The organism is Arthrobacter sp. TJ-263 (assembly GCF_058269155.1).
Map to the genome: position 1 here is coordinate 498,769 of NZ_JBZCNE010000001.1, position 19,562 is coordinate 518,330.

General features: G+C 70.0%; 16 protein-coding genes. 6 read left to right on the forward strand and 10 right to left on the reverse strand.

Going from position 1 to position 19,562, the window contains the following annotated elements:
* Nucleotides 1–88 precede the first annotated feature (88 nt).
* The 3 genes from AC4D2F_RS02340 (at nucleotide 89) to AC4D2F_RS02350 (ending at nucleotide 5,745) form a co-directional block, all read left to right on the forward strand.
* On the forward strand, nucleotides 89–2,911 hold the full coding sequence (locus AC4D2F_RS02340) for a DEAD/DEAH box helicase (RefSeq protein ID WP_490909351.1): 2,823 nt from the start codon (nucleotides 89–91) through the stop codon (nucleotides 2,909–2,911).
* A gap of 48 nt (nucleotides 2,912–2,959) precedes the next feature.
* Nucleotides 2,960–4,600, forward strand: a complete 1,641-nt coding sequence (locus tag AC4D2F_RS02345; protein WP_490909352.1) for an amidohydrolase — start codon at nucleotides 2,960–2,962, stop codon at nucleotides 4,598–4,600.
* Nucleotides 4,601–5,019: 419 nt separating this feature from the next.
* Nucleotides 5,020–5,745: a polyprenol monophosphomannose synthase gene (locus AC4D2F_RS02350; RefSeq protein ID WP_490909353.1), complete on the forward strand. Its 726-nt coding sequence runs from the start codon at nucleotides 5,020–5,022 to the stop codon at nucleotides 5,743–5,745.
* A gap of 68 nt (nucleotides 5,746–5,813) precedes the next feature.
* Here AC4D2F_RS02350 and AC4D2F_RS02355 read toward each other — a convergent pair whose 3' ends face one another.
* The 4 genes from AC4D2F_RS02355 to AC4D2F_RS02370 all read right to left on the reverse strand — a co-directional run bounded on the left by AC4D2F_RS02355 (nucleotide 5,814) and on the right by AC4D2F_RS02370 (nucleotide 8,843).
* The gene (locus tag AC4D2F_RS02355; protein WP_043445375.1) at nucleotides 5,814–6,161 is read right to left on the reverse strand and encodes an RNA polymerase-binding protein RbpA; all 348 of its coding nucleotides are present in this window, start codon (nucleotides 6,159–6,161) and stop codon (nucleotides 5,814–5,816) included.
* A 206-nt stretch (nucleotides 6,162–6,367) separates the two neighbouring features.
* Nucleotides 6,368–7,300: an SPFH domain-containing protein gene (locus AC4D2F_RS02360; protein ID WP_104165008.1), complete on the reverse strand. Its 933-nt coding sequence runs from the start codon at nucleotides 7,298–7,300 to the stop codon at nucleotides 6,368–6,370.
* A 74-nt stretch (nucleotides 7,301–7,374) separates the two neighbouring features.
* Entirely contained in the window at nucleotides 7,375–7,851 is a 477-nt protein-coding gene (locus AC4D2F_RS02365; protein ID WP_104165010.1) for an NfeD family protein, read from the reverse strand.
* A 101-nt stretch (nucleotides 7,852–7,952) separates the two neighbouring features.
* Nucleotides 7,953–8,843 carry a putative RNA methyltransferase gene (locus AC4D2F_RS02370; RefSeq protein WP_490909354.1) on the reverse strand — a complete coding sequence of 297 codons (891 nt, stop codon included), beginning with the start codon at nucleotides 8,841–8,843 and terminating at the stop codon, nucleotides 7,953–7,955.
* Nucleotides 8,844–8,914: 71 nt separating this feature from the next.
* Between AC4D2F_RS02370 and AC4D2F_RS02375 the strand changes: the two genes are divergently transcribed.
* The gene (locus AC4D2F_RS02375; RefSeq protein WP_490909355.1) at nucleotides 8,915–10,960 is read left to right on the forward strand and encodes a S9 family peptidase; all 2,046 of its coding nucleotides are present in this window, start codon (nucleotides 8,915–8,917) and stop codon (nucleotides 10,958–10,960) included.
* Between the two features lie 18 nt (nucleotides 10,961–10,978).
* Here AC4D2F_RS02375 and AC4D2F_RS02380 read toward each other — a convergent pair whose 3' ends face one another.
* Nucleotides 10,979–11,635 (reverse strand): peptide deformylase, encoded by a 657-nt coding sequence (locus tag AC4D2F_RS02380; protein WP_490909356.1) that lies wholly within the window; start codon nucleotides 11,633–11,635, stop codon nucleotides 10,979–10,981.
* A gap of 156 nt (nucleotides 11,636–11,791) precedes the next feature.
* On the opposite strand from AC4D2F_RS02380, the gene AC4D2F_RS02385 reads away from it, so the two are divergent.
* Nucleotides 11,792–14,179 (forward strand): ATP-binding cassette domain-containing protein, encoded by a 2,388-nt coding sequence (locus AC4D2F_RS02385; RefSeq protein WP_490909357.1) that lies wholly within the window; start codon nucleotides 11,792–11,794, stop codon nucleotides 14,177–14,179.
* Here AC4D2F_RS02385 and AC4D2F_RS02390 read toward each other — a convergent pair.
* The 4 genes from AC4D2F_RS02390 to cls form a co-directional block, all read right to left on the reverse strand.
* Nucleotides 14,169–15,470, reverse strand: a complete 1,302-nt coding sequence (locus AC4D2F_RS02390) for an alpha/beta fold hydrolase (protein WP_490909358.1) — start codon at nucleotides 15,468–15,470, stop codon at nucleotides 14,169–14,171. The genes AC4D2F_RS02385 and AC4D2F_RS02390 overlap by 11 nt on opposite strands.
* 81 nt (nucleotides 15,471–15,551) lie before the next feature.
* Nucleotides 15,552–16,016 carry a hypothetical protein gene (locus AC4D2F_RS02395; protein ID WP_490909359.1) on the reverse strand — a complete coding sequence of 155 codons (465 nt, stop codon included), beginning with the start codon at nucleotides 16,014–16,016 and terminating at the stop codon, nucleotides 15,552–15,554.
* Nucleotides 16,017–16,027: 11 nt separating this feature from the next.
* Nucleotides 16,028–16,246 (reverse strand): hypothetical protein, encoded by a 219-nt coding sequence (locus AC4D2F_RS02400; RefSeq protein WP_490909360.1) that lies wholly within the window; start codon nucleotides 16,244–16,246, stop codon nucleotides 16,028–16,030.
* Nucleotides 16,247–16,357: 111 nt separating this feature from the next.
* Complete coding sequence (gene cls / locus AC4D2F_RS02405) at nucleotides 16,358–17,842, reverse strand: cardiolipin synthase (RefSeq protein WP_490909361.1); 1,485 nt, start codon at nucleotides 17,840–17,842, stop codon at nucleotides 16,358–16,360.
* A 347-nt stretch (nucleotides 17,843–18,189) separates the two neighbouring features.
* On the opposite strand from cls, the gene AC4D2F_RS02410 reads away from it, so the two are divergent.
* Complete coding sequence (locus AC4D2F_RS02410) at nucleotides 18,190–19,026, forward strand: alpha/beta fold hydrolase (RefSeq protein WP_258069674.1); 837 nt, start codon at nucleotides 18,190–18,192, stop codon at nucleotides 19,024–19,026.
* Nucleotides 19,027–19,075: 49 nt separating this feature from the next.
* Here the strand turns inward: AC4D2F_RS02410 and AC4D2F_RS02415 are convergent, their stop codons facing one another.
* Nucleotides 19,076–19,291, reverse strand: coding sequence for a transcriptional regulator (locus AC4D2F_RS02415; protein WP_104165028.1), 216 nt, complete (start codon nucleotides 19,289–19,291; stop codon nucleotides 19,076–19,078).
* Between the last annotated feature and the right edge of the window lie 271 nt (nucleotides 19,292–19,562).

Below are 19,562 nucleotides of genomic sequence, written 5' to 3' on the forward strand. Positions count from 1 at the left end.
GGAACGCCCTCCGGCAAGCGAGGTCCCCGGCCGGGCCCGCCGCCGGGCACCGCGTGCCCGGTACCTGCGGAGCGTCTAGGCTGGAATGATGAACACCCCCGCGGAGAGATACGCAGCTGCAAGGGCCCGCACGAACCACTCCCGGACGCAGCTGTTCCATTTCGAACAGACCCTCGACTTCGAGCTCGATCCGTTCCAGCGGGAAGCGTGCACCGCACTCGAGGCCGACAGGGGAGTGCTCGTCGCGGCACCCACCGGGGCCGGCAAGACGGTGGTCGGCGAATTCGCGGTCTTCATGGCGCTGCAGCACGGCCTCAAGGCCTTCTACACCACGCCCATCAAGGCGCTCAGCAACCAGAAGTACTCGGAGCTGGCCGCCGTACACGGCAGCGACCGCGTAGGACTGCTCACGGGGGACACGAGCATCAACGGTGATGCCGACGTGATCGTGATGACCACCGAGGTGTTGCGCAACATGCTCTACGCCAATTCGGACGCCCTGGACAACCTCGGGTACGTGGTGATGGACGAGGTGCACTACCTGGCCGATCGCTTCCGCGGCGCCGTGTGGGAGGAAGTGATCATCCACCTGCCCACCGAGGTGAAGCTGGTGTCCCTCAGTGCCACCGTGTCCAACGCGGAGGAATTCGGCGCATGGCTCGACACCGTGCGGGGGGACACCGACGTCGTCGTGTCCGAGCACCGGCCCGTTCCCCTCTGGCAGCACGTCATGGTGGGCCACGACCTGGTGGACCTGTTCGCCGGCGACGTCGCCTTCGACGAGGCGGCGCCCGCCGGGGCGGAAGCCGGCGCCCGCGACCAGTACGACGTGAACCCCGAGCTGCTCGAACTGGCCAGCAGCGAGATCCGGATGAACCAGCGCGCGGGGTGGGGTGCCGGCGGCCGGCGCGGCAGGCAGCGCAACGGCCGGGGCGGGCCGCCCCCGACGACGATGGTCCGCCGGGCCACGAGGCCCCAGGTGATCGCGGCCCTGGACCGCTCGGACCTGCTCCCGGCCATCACCTTCATCTTCTCCAGGGCCGGGTGCGAGGCCGCCGTCACCCAGTGCCTGCACGCCGGCCTGTGGCTCACCACGGAGGACGAGCGCGACGAGATCAGCGAGACCGTCGACGCCGCCACGATGGACATCCCCCGGGACGACCTCGAGATCCTCGGGTTCTGGACGTGGCGCGAAGGCCTCATCCGCGGCTTCACCGCCCACCACGCCGGGATGCTGCCGACCTTCAAGGAGATCGTCGAGAAGCTGTTCGCCGCGGGTCTCGTCAAGGCCGTGTTCGCCACCGAGACCCTCGCCCTCGGCGTGAACATGCCCGCCCGCACCGTGGTGCTGGAGAAGCTCGACAAGTTCAACGGTGAAGCCCACGTGAACGTGACGGCGGGGGAGTACACCCAGCTCACGGGCCGGGCCGGGCGGCGTGGCATCGACGTCGAGGGCCATGCCGTCGTCCTGTGGCAGCCCGGTACGGACCCGGGAGCGGTGGCGGGCCTCGCCTCACGGCGCACCTATCCGCTGAACTCGAGCTTCCGCCCCACCTACAACATGAGCATCAACCTCATGGCCCAGTTCGGTCAGGAACGGTCCCGGGAGATCCTCGAGACCTCCTTCGCGCAGTTCCAGGCGGACCGCTCCGTGGTGGGTCTCGCGAAGCAGGTGCGCAGCCGCGAAGATTCCCTCAAGGGCTACGAGAAGTCCATGACGTGCCACCTCGGGGACTTCCGCGAGTACGCGAACCTGCGGCGCGAACTGTCCGAGCTCGAATCGAGGGCGTCCCGGGACAGGTCCCGGACGCTGCGCTCCGCGGCCGAGTCCTCCCTCGAATCCCTGCGGCCCGGGGACGTGATCGACGTGCCCGGCGGGCGCAGCCAGGGGTTCGCCGTGGTGCTGGACGGCGACACGTCGAGGGAACCCCGCCCCACGGTCCTCACGCTCGAGACGCAGATCCGCCGCGTCGGCGTGCAGGACCTCGACGGGCCCGTCGAGGTGCTCTCCCGCATCCGCATCCCCAAGCACTTCAGCGCGCGCAGCCCGAAGGACCGGCGCGACCTCACCTCGTCCCTCCGGAATGCGCTGCAGGAGAACCGGCCGCCCCGCCAGGGTGCCGACCGGGTGTCCGCCGGGTACTCGGCGTCGGCAGCCGCGGAGGAACGCGCGATCACGGACCTCCGTCGCCGACTCCGCGCCCATCCCTGCCACGGCTGCAGCGAACGCGAACAGCACGCGCGCTGGGCCGAGCGCTGGGGGAAGCTGCGCCGCGAGACGGACAGGCTCGCCGGCCAGATCCGGGGCCGCACGAACACGATCGCCAAGACCTTCGACCGCGTCTCCGAGGTCCTCGGGCACTACGGCTACCTCGAATACACCGACGACGGCGTCGTCGTCAGCGCCTCCGGCCAGAAGCTCCGGCGGATCTACGGGGAGAAGGACCTCCTGATCGCCCTGTGCATCGAGGAGGGCGCGTTCAGCGACCTCGACGCCGCCGAGCTCGCCGCGGTCATCACCGTGCTCGTGTACCAGGCCAAGCGCGAGGAACGGGGCCTGCGCCCGGTCATGCCGAGCGTGGCGCTGGAAGGGTCCGTCGAGACGATCATCCGCCGGTGGTCGCAGCTCAACGACGTCGAGGAGCAGCACCGGCTCCCCGTCACCGGAGAACCGGAGCTCTCGCTCGTGTGGCCGATGTTCAAGTGGGCGCAGGGCCGGTCCCTCCAGGCCGCCCTGAGCGGGACCGAACTGGCGGCCGGTGACTTCGTGCGCTGGTCCAAGCAGGTCATCGACCTCCTCGACCAGCTCGCGAAGGTGCCCGACCTCCCCGGGAACCTGCAGCAGACCTGCAAGCGCGCGATCGCCCTGGTCCGTCGGGGCGTGGTGGCATACTCGAACATCAGCGAGTGAGTCCCCGCCGTCGGACACGCCCTCCACAGAAAGCCGTCCAGCACCCCCATGCCAACTCCTGAGCGCCCCACGCCCGTCCTGTACCGCAACGGGTCCGTCTACAGCCCCGCCGACCCCTTCGCCACCGCCATGCTCGTGGACGGCGGGACGGTGGCGTGGGTCGGAACCGAGCACGCCGCCGCCAACCTCACCGGCCCGGGCGTCCGGACCGTGGACCTCGACGGCGCCCTCATCGCCCCCGGGTTCGTGGACGCACACACGCACACCACCGAGACGGGCATCGCCCTCGGATCGATCGACCTCACGGGGTGCCGTTCACTGCAGGAACTGCTCGATGCCGTGTCGGCTGCGGCGTCCTCCGGCGCCTCCACGATCCTCGGGTTCGGCTGGGACGAGTCCCGGTGGCCGGAGAACCGGGTGCCGACCGCCGCGGAGCTCGATCGCGCCGGCGACGGCGCCCTCGTCTACCTCGTGCGCGCCGACATCCACTCGGCCGCCGTCTCGGGCGCGCTGGCGGCGGGCCTCGGCCTCGCGGGCACGGACGGCTGGGACGACGGCTTCGTGGTCCGGGACGCCCACGAAGCCGCCCGCCGGGCCACCCGGAGCCTGTCGGCGGAGCAGCGGCGCACGTACCAGCAGGCGGCCCTGCTCCATGCCGCCTCCCGCGGCTACGTCGCGCTCACGGAGATGGCCGCCCCGCACATCGCGCCCCTCGAGGACCTGGAGACACTGCTCTCCATCGACGGCCCGGCACGCGAGCTGCCGTTGCCCGAGGTCATCCCCTACTGGGCGCAGCTGACGTCCTCGCGACAGGAGGTGCGCGAGCTCATGCTGGGCTTCGGCGGACGCCTCGCGGGTCTCGCCGGGGACCTCAATGTCGACGGGTCGATCGGTTCCCGCACCGCGGCCCTCCGCGACCCCTACGGCGACGCGCCCGGGAGCCGGGGCACCCTCTACCTCAGCGCGGACGACGTCGCCGGTCACCTGCTCGCCGCGACGGCCGAGACGGTCCAGGCCGGCTTCCACGTCATCGGGGACGCCGGGCTCGACGTCGTCCTGCAGGGTCTCGAGCGGACAGCACGGGAACTGGGTGTGGACGAGGTACGCCGCGCCCGCCACCGCCTGGAGCACGTGGAACTCGCCGACGACGCCGCGATCGCCTCCCTGGTGCACTACGGCGTGGCCGTCAGCGGTCAGCCGGCCTTCGACGCTCTCTGGGGCGCCGAGGACGGCCTGTACGCCCAGCGGTTGGGGGAGCGGCGCACGGGCATGAACCGTTTCGCCTCGCTCCTGTCCGCGGGCGTGCTCGTGGCACTGGGTTCCGACAGCCCGGTCACGCCGCTCGACCCCTGGGCCTCGGTGCGGGCCTGCCTCCGCCACAGCAACGCCTCGGAGACCATCTCGGCGCGTGCCGCGTTCATCGCCCACACGCGCGCGAGCTGGCGGCTCGCCGGACGCAGCCCCCTGATGGGACAGCTCGCGCCGGGGACCCCCGCTTCCTTCGCGGTCTGGAAGGTCGACGAGTTGATGGTGCAGACCCCGGACAACCGGGTGCAGTCCTGGAGCACCGACCCCCGGGCGGGCACGCCGCTGCTGCCGGCGCTCGATACCGAGAACGCACCGGAGTGCCTGGAAACCGTCCACGACGGGCACCGCCTGTACATCGCCAGGGGCTTCGCGGACGCCTGACGCCGCGCCCGTCACCCCACATCCGGTGGAGGAACCGAACAGCCCCCTGACCTGCACCGGAACACGTTTCCGCAGGTCAGGGGGTTGTTGACACGTCCTCCACAGCACGTAAGCTCTTGAGAACGGGTTAGAGGAACTCCTGCGGGAGGGAACCTGGCTGGTCTCCGCAAAGCGCAACGCATCGGCCTTCTCTTATGGCGCGCGTTGCCCATCTCACCGGAGCCGGCATTCGAAGGGCAGGTCCACACGCCAGTAGAAAACGATGGCCGCACACTGCGGGCACCGGTACGAAGGTGTGCGGGCCTGCCCGAGTGCTCTCCCCGAAGGCCTTGCCGCCCCGGTCGCCTATACTTGCAGACTGGCTCCGCGTCCGGAGCAGTCCTGCGCGATGCGCATCCCGATGGAAAGGCCCCACCTGCGTGCGAGTCGTCACGATCATCCCCACGTACAACGAGATCGAGTCGCTGCCGGTGACCCTGGCCCGCCTGCGCGCCGCCGTGCCGGCCTCGGACGTGCTCATCGTGGATGACAACAGCCCGGACGGCACGGGTGACCTCGCCGACCGGGCGGCCGCCGCCGACGACCAGGTGCACGTGCTGCACCGGACGGGCAAGGAGGGCCTGGGGGCGGCCTACATCGCCGGGTTCCGCTGGGGCCTGGAGCGGGACTACGACGTCCTCGTCGAGATGGATGCCGACGGCTCCCACAGGCCCGAGCAGTTGCAGGGCCTCCTCGACGCGGTGCACCGGGCCGACCTCGTGATCGGCAGCCGCTGGGTCCGCGGCGGCAGCGTCGTCAACTGGCCCCTGCACCGGAAACTCCTCTCGCGCGGTGGAAGCACCTATTCGCGGCTCATGCTGGGCCTGCCGGTGCGCGATATCACCGCCGGCTTCCGCGCGTTCCGGCGCTCCACGCTCGAGGCGCTCGACCTCGCGGCGGTGGACTCGGTGGGCTACGGCTTCCAGGTCGACATGACCTTCAGGGTCGCGCGCCTGGGCCTGACCATCGTCGAGGTACCGATCACCTTCGTGGAGCGGGAGCTCGGGGACTCGAAGATGAGCGGGAACATCGTCGTCGAGGCGATCGCCAACGTGACCCGGTGGGGCCTCCGGGCACGCTGGGCGAAGCTCAGCGGCCGGGCCTGAGACCGGGACGACAGCACAAGAAAGGCACCCGCCGCGGCGGGTGCCTTTCCCTTCGGAGCGTGTGCGGCCTAGGCGGACCGGCGCTCACCGCGACGCTCGCGGAGGATCGTCAGGCGATCCTGCAGGATCTGCTCGAGTTCCTCGACCGAACGGCGCTCGAGGAGCATGTCCCAGTGGGTACGCACCGGCTTGTCGTTCGAGGTGTCGGGCTTCTCGCCGTCGACGAGAAGGGCTTCCTTGCCGGTCTTCGAGACCCAGGTCGCCGGGATGTCGGCCTCGGAGGAGAACGTGACGAACACCCGTTCGCCGTCCTCGCACCGGTACTCCACGCGCTGTCGGGGAGCGGGCTCGACGCCGGACTCCGTTTCCATCGACTGCGCACCGAGGCGCATGCCGCGCAGGCTGCGATCGCTCATGTTGTTCTCCTAGTCACCCTTGCCCCCGTCGCCGGGGACCGTTGCCGCTGTTGTTTCACCGGACGTATCGACCGGTCCGTGCCGCCGGCACGGGCCGGGACCGTCGCCGCCGGAAGGCGACGCGGAAGCTGTCTGCATAACACCGCACGCCTCGGTGTTGTTCCTGCGGGCGCACGGGCAAACATCTAACTATACAGGGGAGCCGCTCACGTGCGGGTCGCGAGCTCCGGACCGTCGGACGGCGAGTCGGGTGTGGTGGTGCCCAGGACGTTGCCGATCCCCTTCAGCGCCTCGCCGACCTCGCTCGGGATGATCCAGAGCTTGTTCGCGGAGCCGTCGGCGAGTTTCGGGAGGGTCTGCAGGTACTGGTAGGCGAGGAGCTTCTGCGTCGGATTCCCCTTGTGGATGGCGTCGAACACCTTGTGGATGGCCTGGGCCTCGCCGTCCGCCCGGAGGATCGCCGCCTTCGCGTCGCCTTCGGCCGCGAGGATCGCGGCCTGGCGCTGGCCTTCCGCCGTGAGGATCTGCGACTGCTTGGTGCCCTCCGCGGTGAGGATGGCCGCGCGGCGGTCACGCTCGGCGCGCATCTGCTTCTCCATGGAGTCCTGGATGGAGTGGGGCGGGTCGATGGCCTTGAGTTCCACGCGTCCCACCCGGATCCCCCACCGGCCCGTCGCCTCGTCGAGGACGCCGCGGAGCTGGCCGTTGATCTGGTCGCGCGAGGTCAGGGCCTCTTCGAGGTTCAGGCCGCCGACCACGTTCCGGAGGGTCGTCGTCGTCAGCTGTTCGACGGCCTGGATGTAGTTGGCGATCTCGTAGGTGGCCGCGCGGGGGTCGGTGACCTGGAAGTACACCACGGTGTCGATGGACACCACCAGGTTGTCCTCGGTGATCACCGGCTGGGGCGGGAAGGAGACGACCTGCTCGCGGAGGTCGAGCAACGGCAGGAGCCGGTCCACGAACGGGATGAGGATCGTGAGTCCGGGATTCAGCGTCCGCTGGTACTTGCCGAGGCGCTCGACCACTCCCGCGCGCGCCTGCGGGATGATCCGAACGGACTTCACGAGGATGACCAGGACGAAGATGATGAGGACGATCAGTAGGAGGGTGACCCCGATCGTTCCTGCGGAGGCGTTCATGTATCCCCTTTGTTGTGGTGGGTGCGCTCCGCCCGGCCGTCCGGCCGGAGAGCGTGACAGCTAGCGGCGCGCGATCACGGCTCGGCGACCGGAGGGGCGGGGCGCTCGGATGCGGGCTCGACGACGGCCGTGGCGCCGTCGATCCTCGCGACGGCCAGGCGGGCCCCGACCGGGAGGGAGGCGCCGTCGGCCGACCGCGCCGTCCAGGTGTCCCCGCCGATCTTCACGGTGCCGGAGTGCGCGGTCACGGGCTCGAGGGCGACGGCCGCGGCACCCACGAGGCGGTCGATGTTGTTCAGCTGGTCCTCCGGGCCCCTCTTGAGATGGCGGACCGCCACGGGCCGGACGAGCAGGATCATCAGGAGGGACACGACCGCGAAGACGACGATCTGGAGGACGAGGCCCGCGCCCATGAAGTAGGCCACCAGGGCAGCCATCGCCCCAACGGCGAGCATGATGAAGAGCAGGTCGAGGGTGAGGGTCTCCACCACGGCCAGTCCCAGGAACAGGACCAGCCAGAAGATCCAGCCGTTGGCGATCATCCAGTCCATCGAGCAATCCCTCCCTTGGCGCACCTGATCGGAGCGCTGTTCCCATCATGGCAAACGGGTCCGGCATAACCTAGGGATCGGTGGCCCCGATCGCGGAGTTGTTACCCATCCGTGCCGTCGGCGGGAAGCGTACTGCACTCCTCGCCGCCCCCGGCCCGTCCGGCGAGGGCGAGGACCTGCACGGTGAAGCGCGCAGCCACCTCCACCGGGGCGCGCTGCCCGTCGGGCGTCGTCGTGCCCGCCGCGCCCGGGTGGTGCGCGGCGGGGCCCATCACGAGCGCCGAGCGGGCGAGGTCCCGCGGCAGGGTCATGGTGTAGTCGAGGTCCTCGCGTCGCGTCTCCACGAGGGCGCCGTGGAAGGCCGCCCGCACGTCGTCGGCCTTCTGGGCCGGCACGGACAGGAGCGGCCCCACCTCCTCGAGGCCGGCGAGGTGACCCGGCCGCGGGGTGACGACCACGAGGCGGCCGCCGGGTGCCAGTACCCGCACGAACTCTCCGACGTTCCGCGGCGCGAAGACGTTGAGGAGCACGTCCACCGACGAGTCGGCCAGGGGGAGCGGTCGCCAGACGTCCCACACGATGCTGACGCCGCCCGGAAGGCGCCTCGCCGCGCGGCGGAGGGCGATCTTCGAGATGTCGAGCGCGACGGGGAACAGACCGGGCACCGCCGCGGCGAGGCCCTCCAGGTAGTAGCCCGTCCCCGCCCCGGCGTCGAGCGCCACCGCCGGCGCCCCTGCGCCCTGCACGGCGGCCGCGACCACCGATTCGCGCAGCGGCGCATAGTGGCCCGAGCCCAGGAACGCCTCCCGGGCCTCGACCATCTCGGCCGTGTCACCCTCGAACGGGGAGCCCTTGCCGGTCAGCAGGTTGACGTAGCCCTGGCGTGCCGCATCGAAGCGGTGTCCGTGCTCGCAGGCCAGGGTGCGGCCGACGTCCTGCAGCGCGCGCGTGCAGACCGGGCAGGTCAGGAGGTGCAGGGGGAGTGCGGGCATCGTCCCATCCTAGGCAGGGGACCGCGGCTTACCCGTTGACTCAGGCCACTGTTTCGGGTCTGATCGGGAGGGTGAAACCTGACCAGATAGAACTCCTGACCACCACCGGCGCCCCGACCCTCCACCCGGACGGCACACGGCTCGTCGTCGCCGCGACCCGCCCGGACCTCCGCGCCGACTCCTACGTCGGCCAGCTGTGGGAGATCCCGCTCGACGGCGGCCCCCGCCGTCGTCTGACCCGCGGTTTCCGCGACACCGCACCGCGCTACTCGCCCGACGGCGAGCTCCTCCTGTTCCTCCGGGCGGCGCCCGAGGGCAAGCCCCAGCTGTTCGCCGTCCGTGCCTCGGGCGGGGAGCCCGTCCAGGTGACGGACCAGCCCCTCGGGGTGGGCCGGTTCGACATCTCCCCCGACTCGCGGACGGTGGTCTTCGCCGCGCGGGTGCCCGAGCACGGGCGTTACGGGACGATCGACGGCGTCGGTGCCGGGCTGGAGGATCCGCGCCTGGTCACGCAGTACAAGTACCGGATGAACGGCCTCGGCTACGTCACGGACAAGCGCTCGCAGCTGTTCTCGGTGGCGATACCCCATCCGGATACGGAACCCTTCGTCGCAGCGGTGGGCCGCCTGAAGGAGCAGCACAAGGAAGGCCCGGGCGCCCTCGAGGACGAGGGCGCCGTCCCGAAGGCGACCCGGCTCACCACGGCCGACGCCGACCACGTGGAGCCCGTCTTCTCCGCGGACGGCCGCAGGATCTTCTTCACCGCTGCACTCCAGCCGGACGCGGACTCGACGCTCGTGACCGACGTCCACTCGATCGACCTCGACGGCGGGGATTCCCGGCAGCTCACGAACCAGGGCGGGGACACGCGCCTCGGCTGCGGCGCACCGCGACCGAGCGCCGACGGGGCCTCGCTGTTCTTCCTGGCCACGGACCTGTCGCCGTCGGGCCTCGACTTCGTCGCCCGCAACACGGCCCTCTACGTCCTGCCGCTGGGGGACCCGCAGGACGTCCGGCGCCTGACCGATCCGGAGACGATCGACTTCGGGGACGTCCAGGAGATCATGCCGGACGGCCCCGACTCCGTGCTCGTGTTCAACCGCTCCCGTGGGATGGGGGAGCTCCTGCGCGTCTCCGCCGGAGGGGTGTCGGACACCCTCGTCACGGGGCCCACCGTCGTCGACGGGGCCGCATCGACCGGCAGCACCGTCGTCGTCTCCTACACCGACCCGGGGACGTCCGGGGACGTCGCCGTCGTCGAGGGCGGCTCCCTGCGTACCGTGTCCGACTTCTCGGCCGCCCTGCGCGCCGACACGCGCGTCGGCGAGCTGCAGGAACGCACCTACACCGGGCCCGACGGCACCCCTGTGCACGGGTGGGTCGTCCTGCCCGAGGGCGAGGGACCGCATCCGGTGCTCCTCGTCATCCACGGCGGACCGTTCGCCCAGTACGGCTGGGGGTACTTCGACGAGGCCCAGGTGTACGCGGCAGCCGGCTACGCCGTCCTGCTGTGCAACCCGCGCGGTGCGTCCGGCTACGGTCAGGCCCACGCACGCGTGATCAAGGAGGCCATGGGCACCGTGGACCTCGACGACGTCCTCGCCTACGTCGACGGCGCGCTCGCCGACTTCGACGCCCTGGACAGGGAACGGCTCGGCGTCATGGGCGGCTCCTACGGCGGCTACCTGACGGCATGGACCATTGCCAACGACCACCGCTTCCGGGCGGCCATCGTGGAGCGGGGCTACCTCGATCCGCCGTCCTTCGTCGGCTCGTCCGACATCGGCTGGTTCTTCTCCGAGGAGTACACCGGCACCGATCCGGCGCACGTCGCGGGGCAGAACCCGTTCGCGAAGATCGCCGACGTGCGGACGCCGGCGTTCGTGATCCACTCCGAGGAGGACCTGCGGTGCCCGATCGAGCAGGCCCAGCGGTACTACACGGCCCTGAAGAAGCAGGGCGTGGAGACGGAGCTGCTCGTGTTCCCGGGGGAGACGCACGAGCTGTCCCGGTCGGGGTCGCCGTGGCACCGTAGGCAGCGCTTCGAGCACATCCTCCGCTGGTGGGCGAAGTACCTGCCCACGACGGCGAACCCTCCGGTCGTCGCGGACCGGTAGGAGTGCGGGCCGGCGGGGTCAGAAGCCGAGGCCCCGCCGCGCCTCGTCGACCGTCGGCTGGGCCCACCGATGGTGCTCCTGGTTGGCGGTGAGCGAGCGCAGGATCGCCCGGTCGAGGTAGAGCATCCCGTCGAGGTGATCCGTCTCGTGCTGGACGATCCGCGCCGGCCAGCCCTGGAACCCCGTGGTGACGGTGCGGCCGTCCGGCTGCGTGTAGGTGGCCTCGATGCGGTGGTGTCGCTCGACGACCGCCTGGTAGCCGGGCACGGAGAGGCAGCCTTCGTAGAACGCATCACGCTTGTCCTCGACGGCCGCGTAGCGCGGGTTGATGAGGACGGTGAAGGGCAGGGGAGCGCGGGTCCGCACCGCGGCGACCACCGGATCGGCGGTCCCCTGGTCCTCGAGGACGGCGATCCGCAGGGGGAGGCCGATCTGCGGTGCGGCGAGGCCCACGCCCGGTGCAGCGTGCATGACACGGCGCATGGTGGCGATCAGCCGGACGAGGGTGCCGTCGTCGAGTTCTCCCTCGTAGTCCTGCGCGGGACGGCGCAGGACCGGGTGGCCGGCGGCGACGATCGGCGGGAGGTCCGCGGCGAGGACGGACTCGACGTGGGCTGCGATCGCCTCCCGCGGCAGCGGGGCGACGACAGGGGTCCGTGGAGCATCGGCGGTCATCCCTCCAGCAAAGCACAGACGCGGACACGAACGGGCGCCCGGCCCATTGCCCGGGGACGGCGGGAGGACCGAGAATCGGAGATGCCGCGCCGAGCCCGACGCCGCGGTGCCCGGCGGGATACCGGAACGGGCTTTCACACGGTCATTGGAGGCCCCATGAGCACCATCACCACCGACGTCGACCCGACAGCGGCGCATGCGGCGGACAGCCACGACCTCATCCGGGTCCGGGGTGCACGGGAGAACAACCTGAAGGACGTCACGATCGAGATCCCGAAACGCCGGCTCTCCGTCTTCACCGGCGTCTCGGGGTCGGGCAAGAGCTCCCTGGTCTTCGGGACCATCGCGGCCGAGTCGCAGCGGATGATCAACGAGACGTACAGCGCGTTCGTGCAGGGCTTCATGCCCACGCTCGCCCGGCCCGACGTGGACGTGCTCGACGGCCTGACCACGGCGATCATCGTGGACCAGGAGCGCATGGGAGCGAATCCCCGGTCCACCGTGGGCACCGCCACGGACGTCAACGCCATGCTGCGTATCGTGTTCTCCAGGCTGGGACAGCCGCAGATCGGCTCGCCGCAGGCCTTCTCCTTCAACGTCGCCTCCATCAGCGGGGCCGGCGCCGTCACGATGGAACGCGGCGGCACCACCGTGAAGGAGCGTCGCAGCTTCACCGTCACCGGGGGGATGTGCCCGCGCTGCGAGGGGATGGGATCCGTGACGGACGTGGACCTCACCCAGCTCTACGACGACACCAGATCCCTAGCCGGGGGAGCGCTGACCATCCCCGGGTACAGCGTGGAGGGCTGGTACGGGAGGATCTACGGCGGCTGCGGATTCTTCGACGCGGACAAGCCCATCCGCGAGTTCACGGAGCACGAGCTGAAGGACCTGCTCTACAAGGAACCGACCAAGATCAAGGTCGACGGCATCAACATCACCTACGAGGGCCTGGTCCCGAAGATCCAGAAGTCGATGCTGTCGAAGGACCGCGAGTCGATGCAGCCGCACATCCGCGCGTTCGTGGACCGCGCCATCACCTTCACCCGGTGCCCCGCATGCCACGGCACCCGGCTGAGCGAGGCCGCTCGTTCCTCGAAGATCGGCGGCATCAGCATCGCCGATGCGTGCGCCCTGCAGATCAGCGACCTCGCCGCCTGGGTGCGGGGGCTCGACGAGCCGTCGGTCGCGCCGCTGCTGTCGGCGCTGGGGGAGACCCTCGACTCCTTCGTCGAGATCGGGCTCGGCTACCTCAGCCTCGACCGTCCGTCCGGCACGCTCTCCGGGGGCGAGTCCCAGCGGACCAAGATGATCCGCCACCTCGGGTCCTCGCTCACGGATGTCACGTACGTGTTCGACGAGCCGACGATCGGCCTGCATCCGCACGACATCCAGCGCATGAACGACCTGCTGCTGCGCCTGCGGGACAAGGGCAACACGGTGCTGGTGGTCGAGCACAAGCCCGAGATGATCGCGATCGCCGATCACGTCGTCGACCTCGGCCCGGGTGCCGGCACGGCCGGAGGGAGCGTCTGCTTCGAGGGGTCCGTGGAGGGCCTGCGCCGCAGCGGCACGCTCACGGGCCGCCACCTCGACGACCGCGCCGCCCTGAAAGCGTCGGTGAGGCCGCGGCACGGCGCGCTGGAGATCCGGGGGGCGTCGGCGCACAACGTGCGCGACGTCGACGTCGACATCCCGCTGGGCGTCCTCTGCGTCGTCACGGGTGTGGCCGGATCCGGCAAGAGCTCGCTCATCCACGGGTCGGTCTCCGGGCGGGACGGCGTGGTCGCGGTGGACCAGGGGGCCATCAAGGGCTCGCGCCGCAGCAACCCGGCCACCTACACCGGGATGCTCGAGCCCATCCGCAAGGCGTTCGCGAAGGCCAACGGCGTGAAGCCGGCCCTGTTCAGTGCCAACTCCGCGGGCGCGTGTCCCACCTGCAACGGCGCAGGGGTCATCTTCACGGACCTGGCCATGATGGCGGGCGTCGCGACGACCTGCGAGGTGTGCGACGGCAAGCGGTTCATGGCCGAGGTGCTGGACTACACCCTGGGCGGCAAGGACATCAGCGAGGTCCTCGCGATGCCCGTCTCGGACGCCGCGGCGTTCTTCGGGACCGGCGAGTCGAAGGTGCCCGCCGCCGCGGCGGTCCTCAACAGGCTGTCCGACGTCGGGCTGGGGTACCTGAGCCTCGGGCAGCCGCTGACGACGCTGTCCGGCGGCGAGCGCCAGCGCCTGAAGCTCGCCACCCACATGGGGGAGAAGGGCGGCATCCTGGTCCTGGACGAGCCCACCGCTGGGCTCCACCTGGCCGACGTCGAGAACCTGCTGGGCCTACTGGACCGCCTGGTGGACGCCGGGAAGTCGGTCATCGTCATCGAGCATCATCAGGCCGTCATGGCGCATGCGGACTGGATCATCGACATGGGCCCGGGGGCCGGCCACGACGGCGGCGCCATCATCTTCCAGGGCAAGCCGGCCGACCTCGTCGCCGCACGCTCGACCCTCACCGGGCGCCACCTGGCGGAGTACGTCAAGGACTAGCGTCGCGCTCGCGGGCGGCGGAGACGGCGTCGAGGATCCCCTGGGCGGTCTGCGCTGCGTCCTGTTCGGTGCCGAGCAGCGAGCCGTGCGTCGCCCCCTCGATGACGCGGTGCAGGGAGTCGCCCGACAGCGCGGCGAGGGCGTCCTGCGACGCGGCCCACCCCGGCCTGGTCCCACGGCCCGCCGACAGCACGACCAGGGGCTTGCCGTCGAAGGTCCGCAGCTCCGCGGCCTGGTCCACCGAGGACCCGGCGAGGAGGTACTCGTCGACCGTGCTCCGCAGGTGGTCGGCCGACTCCACACCGAGGAGGCGGCCGACTCCCAGCCGACCACCGGCGGCGACGAGCGCGGAGATCCGCTGCGTCGTGTCACCGGGGTCCGCCGCTCGCGCCGGGTCGGGGGGCGGGTCCGATGCCGGCGCGGTCGAATCGACCAACACCAGACCGGCCACCTCCTCGGGGTAGCGGGCGGCGAAGGTGAGGGCATACAGACCGCCGAAGGAATGGCCTGCCAGCACGTAGGGGCCGGGCTCGTCCGCGAGCTGCAGCAGCGTGTGCAGGTCGGCGGCGACCCGCGCGCCGTCCTGCGGGACGTCCGACGGGTCGCTCCACCCTCGCCCCGCGCGGTCGTAGACACAGACCCGGGTCTCGCGGGCCACGGCGGGGGAGACCAGGGCCAGGTCCGACGACGCCAGGCCCGCGCCCGGTTCGATCACCACGGTGGGCCCGCCGGACCCGGTGCAGTGCAGGTACAGGCGGTGCCCGCCCACGTCGATCAGCCGGCCCTGCTCCGGGATGCTTCCGGCACGGACGGCGCCCCGCACGGTCTCGTACCCGCCGGTCAGTGACGCGAGGACCAGCAGCGCGATCACGGGGTAGAGCAGCATGCGGGCGCCCCTGCTCCGGAGCTGCCGGTGGATCCTCGACGCCGTCCAGATCATCAGCACCAGGAGGGCGGGAGGCCAGATCCAGGCGAGCGCTTCCCGCATCGGGGCACCGAACACGATCAGGAGCAGACCGCCCAGGCCCATGAACACCGCGGGAACCCCGGCCCACCCCTGCGGCTGGTCGGAGAATCTCACCGACAGCACCGCTACCAGGGCCCACCCGAAGGCGAACCCGAGGAGCAGGGCCCCCGTCACGCCGCTTTCCGTCGCCGGGATGAAGGGAGCGGCCGCCAGCACCAGGGCAAGGAGGAGCCCCGCCCCCGATGCGCCGGCCACCAGCCACCCGAGGCGCCCCTTCCGGAGGGGATCGGGGCGGTGCGAGGCAGTCAGGGCATCTCGGTCCATCGCCCGAGTGTACGTACGGTCCCCTCGACGTGCATCCTCCCGAAGACGTCCTCTCCGAGGCGTCCGCGGCTCCCGCGCGTCCTACCGGGCGAGGGCCTGCAGATCGGCGCGGCTGATGCCGAGGCGGTCGATGGCGCGGGCGGTGGTCCCGTAGTCGAGCCGTGCGGCCGACGCGATGATGTCGACGGCGCGCAGGGGCGCTCGCCGTGCCCGGGCACTCCTGCGCGCGTCCTGGAACACGGCCTGGGCGGCAGAGGTGCTGTGCAGGGCACCCCGCGGTTCCTCGTCGATGGGAGTGCTGGTTCCGGCGACACCGAGGGATCCCAGGGCATCCGCATGCACGGCGATCACGGCGGCGCGGAACCGCGGCCCGTCGAGCGGGAGGGGGGCGAGCTCGGAGCGGTCGAGGTCTCCGCGATCCAGCGCGGCGATGACCAGGTGTTCGGCGCCCATCACCGGGTCTCCCAGGTCGTGCGCGATGCGTTCTGCGGCGGTGAAGAGCGACTTCATGAAGGAGACGTCGGAGACTGCGGTTCTGATGCCCATGATGATCCTGTTCAGTCGTAGGAGGGTCGGCGACGGCCGGGGGAGAGCCTCTTGTGTGCAGCCTGTGCGCTGAGGTTCAGCGCAGCACCGATCTGGGCCCAGGTCCATCCCTGGGCCAGGGCCTCGTCGACCGCGGAGCGCTCGAGGGATGCGGCGAGCCGGCGGAGGGCGACGACAGCAGCGAGAGCGTCCGCCGGTGTTTCGGGAGGAGGCGGCGAGGTGAGGTCCATGACATCAACTTATGTTGATGAGATCGGGGTGTCAACATTTGTTGATGACCGGGGTTCCCGTGGGAGGAAGTCCCCAGAACGGCGGGGGAGTGCCCCTGGAGTGGCTGCCGGTTACTCCAGGGCCGAGGTGAGCCGCGCGACACCGTCGAGGCTGGTGGACGAGAGCGGTTCCCGTGCCCACTCGTCGCGGGTCAACTCACTCGACACGGACCGGTAGTGCTCCTCGACCTCGCGCATCCGTTGCACGAAGACGCGGCCACGCACCAGGAGCGACACTTCGAGATCGAGGTTGAAGGAACGAATGTCCATGTTGCTGGACCCGATGACCGCGATGTCGTCGTCGATCGACAGGTGCTTCGCGTGCAGGATGTACGGCGCCGGGTAGCGGAAGATCCGCACCCCGGCATCGAGGAGCTCCCCGTAGTAGGAACGCTGGGCGTGGAAGACCGGACCTTGATCACCGATCTCCGAGACGAAGAGCTGGACATCGAGGCCGCGCTGGCAGGCGGACGTGATGGCGTACATCATCGCCTCATCGGGGACGAAGTACGGGCTCGTGATGATCACTCGTCTCGACGCCCCGTACATCAGGGACAGGAACAGGCGCAGGTTGTTCTCGGTCTCGTAGGACGGTCCGCTCGGCACCACCTGGCATTCGATGGCATCCGGGGACCGATCGAAGACGGCACTGCGAACAGGCAGATTCGCAGTCGGCGATGCCGGATCGAGCTGTTCCCCGGTCTCGGTCAGCCAGTCCGAGTGAAACACGGCGTTCAGACCGGCCACCACCGGTCCCTCGAGCCGAGTCACCAGCTCCTGCCACTGCAGACCGCGTCTGATGTTCTTCGGAGCGTTGTAGCTGCGGTCGATCAGGTTCTGCGAGCCCATGAAGCCCACCCGCCCGTCGACCACCACCAGCTTCCGGTGGTTGCGGAGGTCGGGCCGTTGATACTTGCCCTTCAGTGGCATGACCGGCAACATGTAGCTCCATTGCACGCCGATGCGGTCGAGTTCAGCGAAGGTCTCCTTGCTGTGCACTGTTCTCGCGGAGGAGACGTGGTCGGCGAGCAGGCGCACCGTGACGCCACGGCCGACGGCGGCTTCCATCGCTGCGAAGAAACTTCTGGTGGTGTCGTCGAAGGACACGATGAAGAACTCCACGTGCACGAACCGCACTGCAGTGTCGATCTCCGCGGCCATGGACTCGATGGACTGTCGATAGTCGCCCAGGAGAGTGCCGGTATTGCCGCCGACGACCGGGATGCCGCCCAGCAACTGGTTCTGTCGGGTGACATTGGCGAACCACTCCGGCCAGCTGTCGCGTTGCGGGGTCAGGTCGAGTCCTTCAGCAGCCGCAGCGATCAGAGCGGTGATCCGCTTCTGTTCCGCGCGGCGTCGCTTGGGCAGTTTGGGCGAGCCGATGACGAGGTAGACCACTACGCCGACGACCGGGAGCAACACGATGGCCAGAAGCCATGCCATTGCCGCCGTGGGCTTGCGCCGCTTCGGAATGACGATGAGCGCAACGATACAGACGGCAAGGTGTGTGAGCACCCCGATGATCCACACGAGGTTCGTGCTGAGTACCGGATCCATCAGTCCGCCTCTCCGTGGTCGGTGATGAGGTACCGCCGTCGAGGGATCATCGGTCCACGCTAGGGTGATGCGCCGCCTCTCACATCACCCCCGGGGAATGACGTGGGACGCCGGCTCGGGCGCTACCGTCGACGCATGGTGGTCGGTGATCCACGAGGGAGCACTCATGCGGGCTGCGCTGGGCCGGGTGCTCGCCGCTGCCGTAGCTGCCGAGGTGAGGTCCGCGCCGACCCTCGCGACCCTTCCGCTTCCTTCTCACCCCCGGAGTCGACATGACGACCGACGTGCCAGGCCTACCCGGATCCCGACGCAGGGGACGAAGGCCGCCCAGGCGGGCGGCCTCGGCGTTGGCGGAACGCTGGACGAGGATCGACGGGGTCGACGTCTTCTACCGGGAATCACCGGCCCGGCCCGACGCGCCCGCCATGATGCACGTGCACGGCTTCGGCCTGTCCGGCCGGTACCTACTGCCGACGGCGGAACGTCTCCGCGACGAGTTCCATACCCTGGTCCCCGATCTTCCGGGGTTCGGACGCAGCGGGAGGGCGGTAGACCCCCTCGACGTGCCGGATCTCGCCCACGCGGCCGCCAGGTTCCTCGATGACCGTCACGTCACGTCGGCCACGCTCGTCGGCAATTCGATGGGCTGTCCGGTCATCTGCGAGTTCGCCTACCGCTATCCCGAGCGCCTGGACCGGGCGGTCCTCGTCGCGCCGGCCGGGGGAGCGTACAACCAGCCGCTACGACGCGCCGTGCGGCAGCTCGCTCGCGACGGCGTACGCGAGCCGGTCGGGATGTTGCGCGTGGCAGCGCCGGACTATCTCAGGTTCGGCGTTCCCAGCACCGTCAGGATGTTCCGCGCCCTCACCCGATACCCGTCCCTCGATCGGTTGCTGGCCTTGAAGGTCCCGACCCTGGTGGTCATCGGCGACCGGGATCCGCTGATGCCGAGCCCCGACCGGGTCCGCGAGGTCGCGAGCCGCACGGACAACCACGTCCTCGTGGTGATCATGAAAGGGGCCGCGCACGCGATCAATTTCAGCAATCCGGGCGAACTCGCTCACGTCATCCGCCAGTTCATGGCAGATCAACCGATCGTCGACGATCCTGAGGAGCCGGGGTACTCCGAGTCCTATGAGATCCACCGTGGGACCCTTCACCCGCACCATGGATCACAGACCTAGCGACAGGTGGAGAGCTGTGAGCCCGGCGCTGCGACGGGGATCGGCAGAACTACCGCCGGCCGTACCTCTTGTGCACGGCCTGCTTGGACACCCCGAGGCTCTGCGCGATGGCTTCCCACGAGAGCCCGGACTGGCGAGCACTACGGACCAGCCCGGCCTCACTGCGCGCCACCTCCCGCTGGAGCTCGGCGACGATCCGCAAAGCCTCCGCCGGCCCCTTACCATCCATCGATCCGACAAGCGTCTTCATCCTGTCCACCTCCATTCGTCAATGATAGTTGACGAATGGAGGTGGAGGCAATCGAGCGGCTCATCAGGCCGCCGGGAATCGATCCTGCGCGAGGACCCTGCCGATCCGCTGCGAACCGGCCATGGACGCACGCTTTGGGGCGCGCATGGAGCCGGCCCTCCGATGCAGCATGTGACTCCACACAGGTCGGTCGGGTGGTCACCCGTGTGGAAATATCCGGCAGTGGAGAAGCCGGCGGGAACCCCTCTCGAGGCTTTCCCTGAATCGCCGATAATCTACATTATGT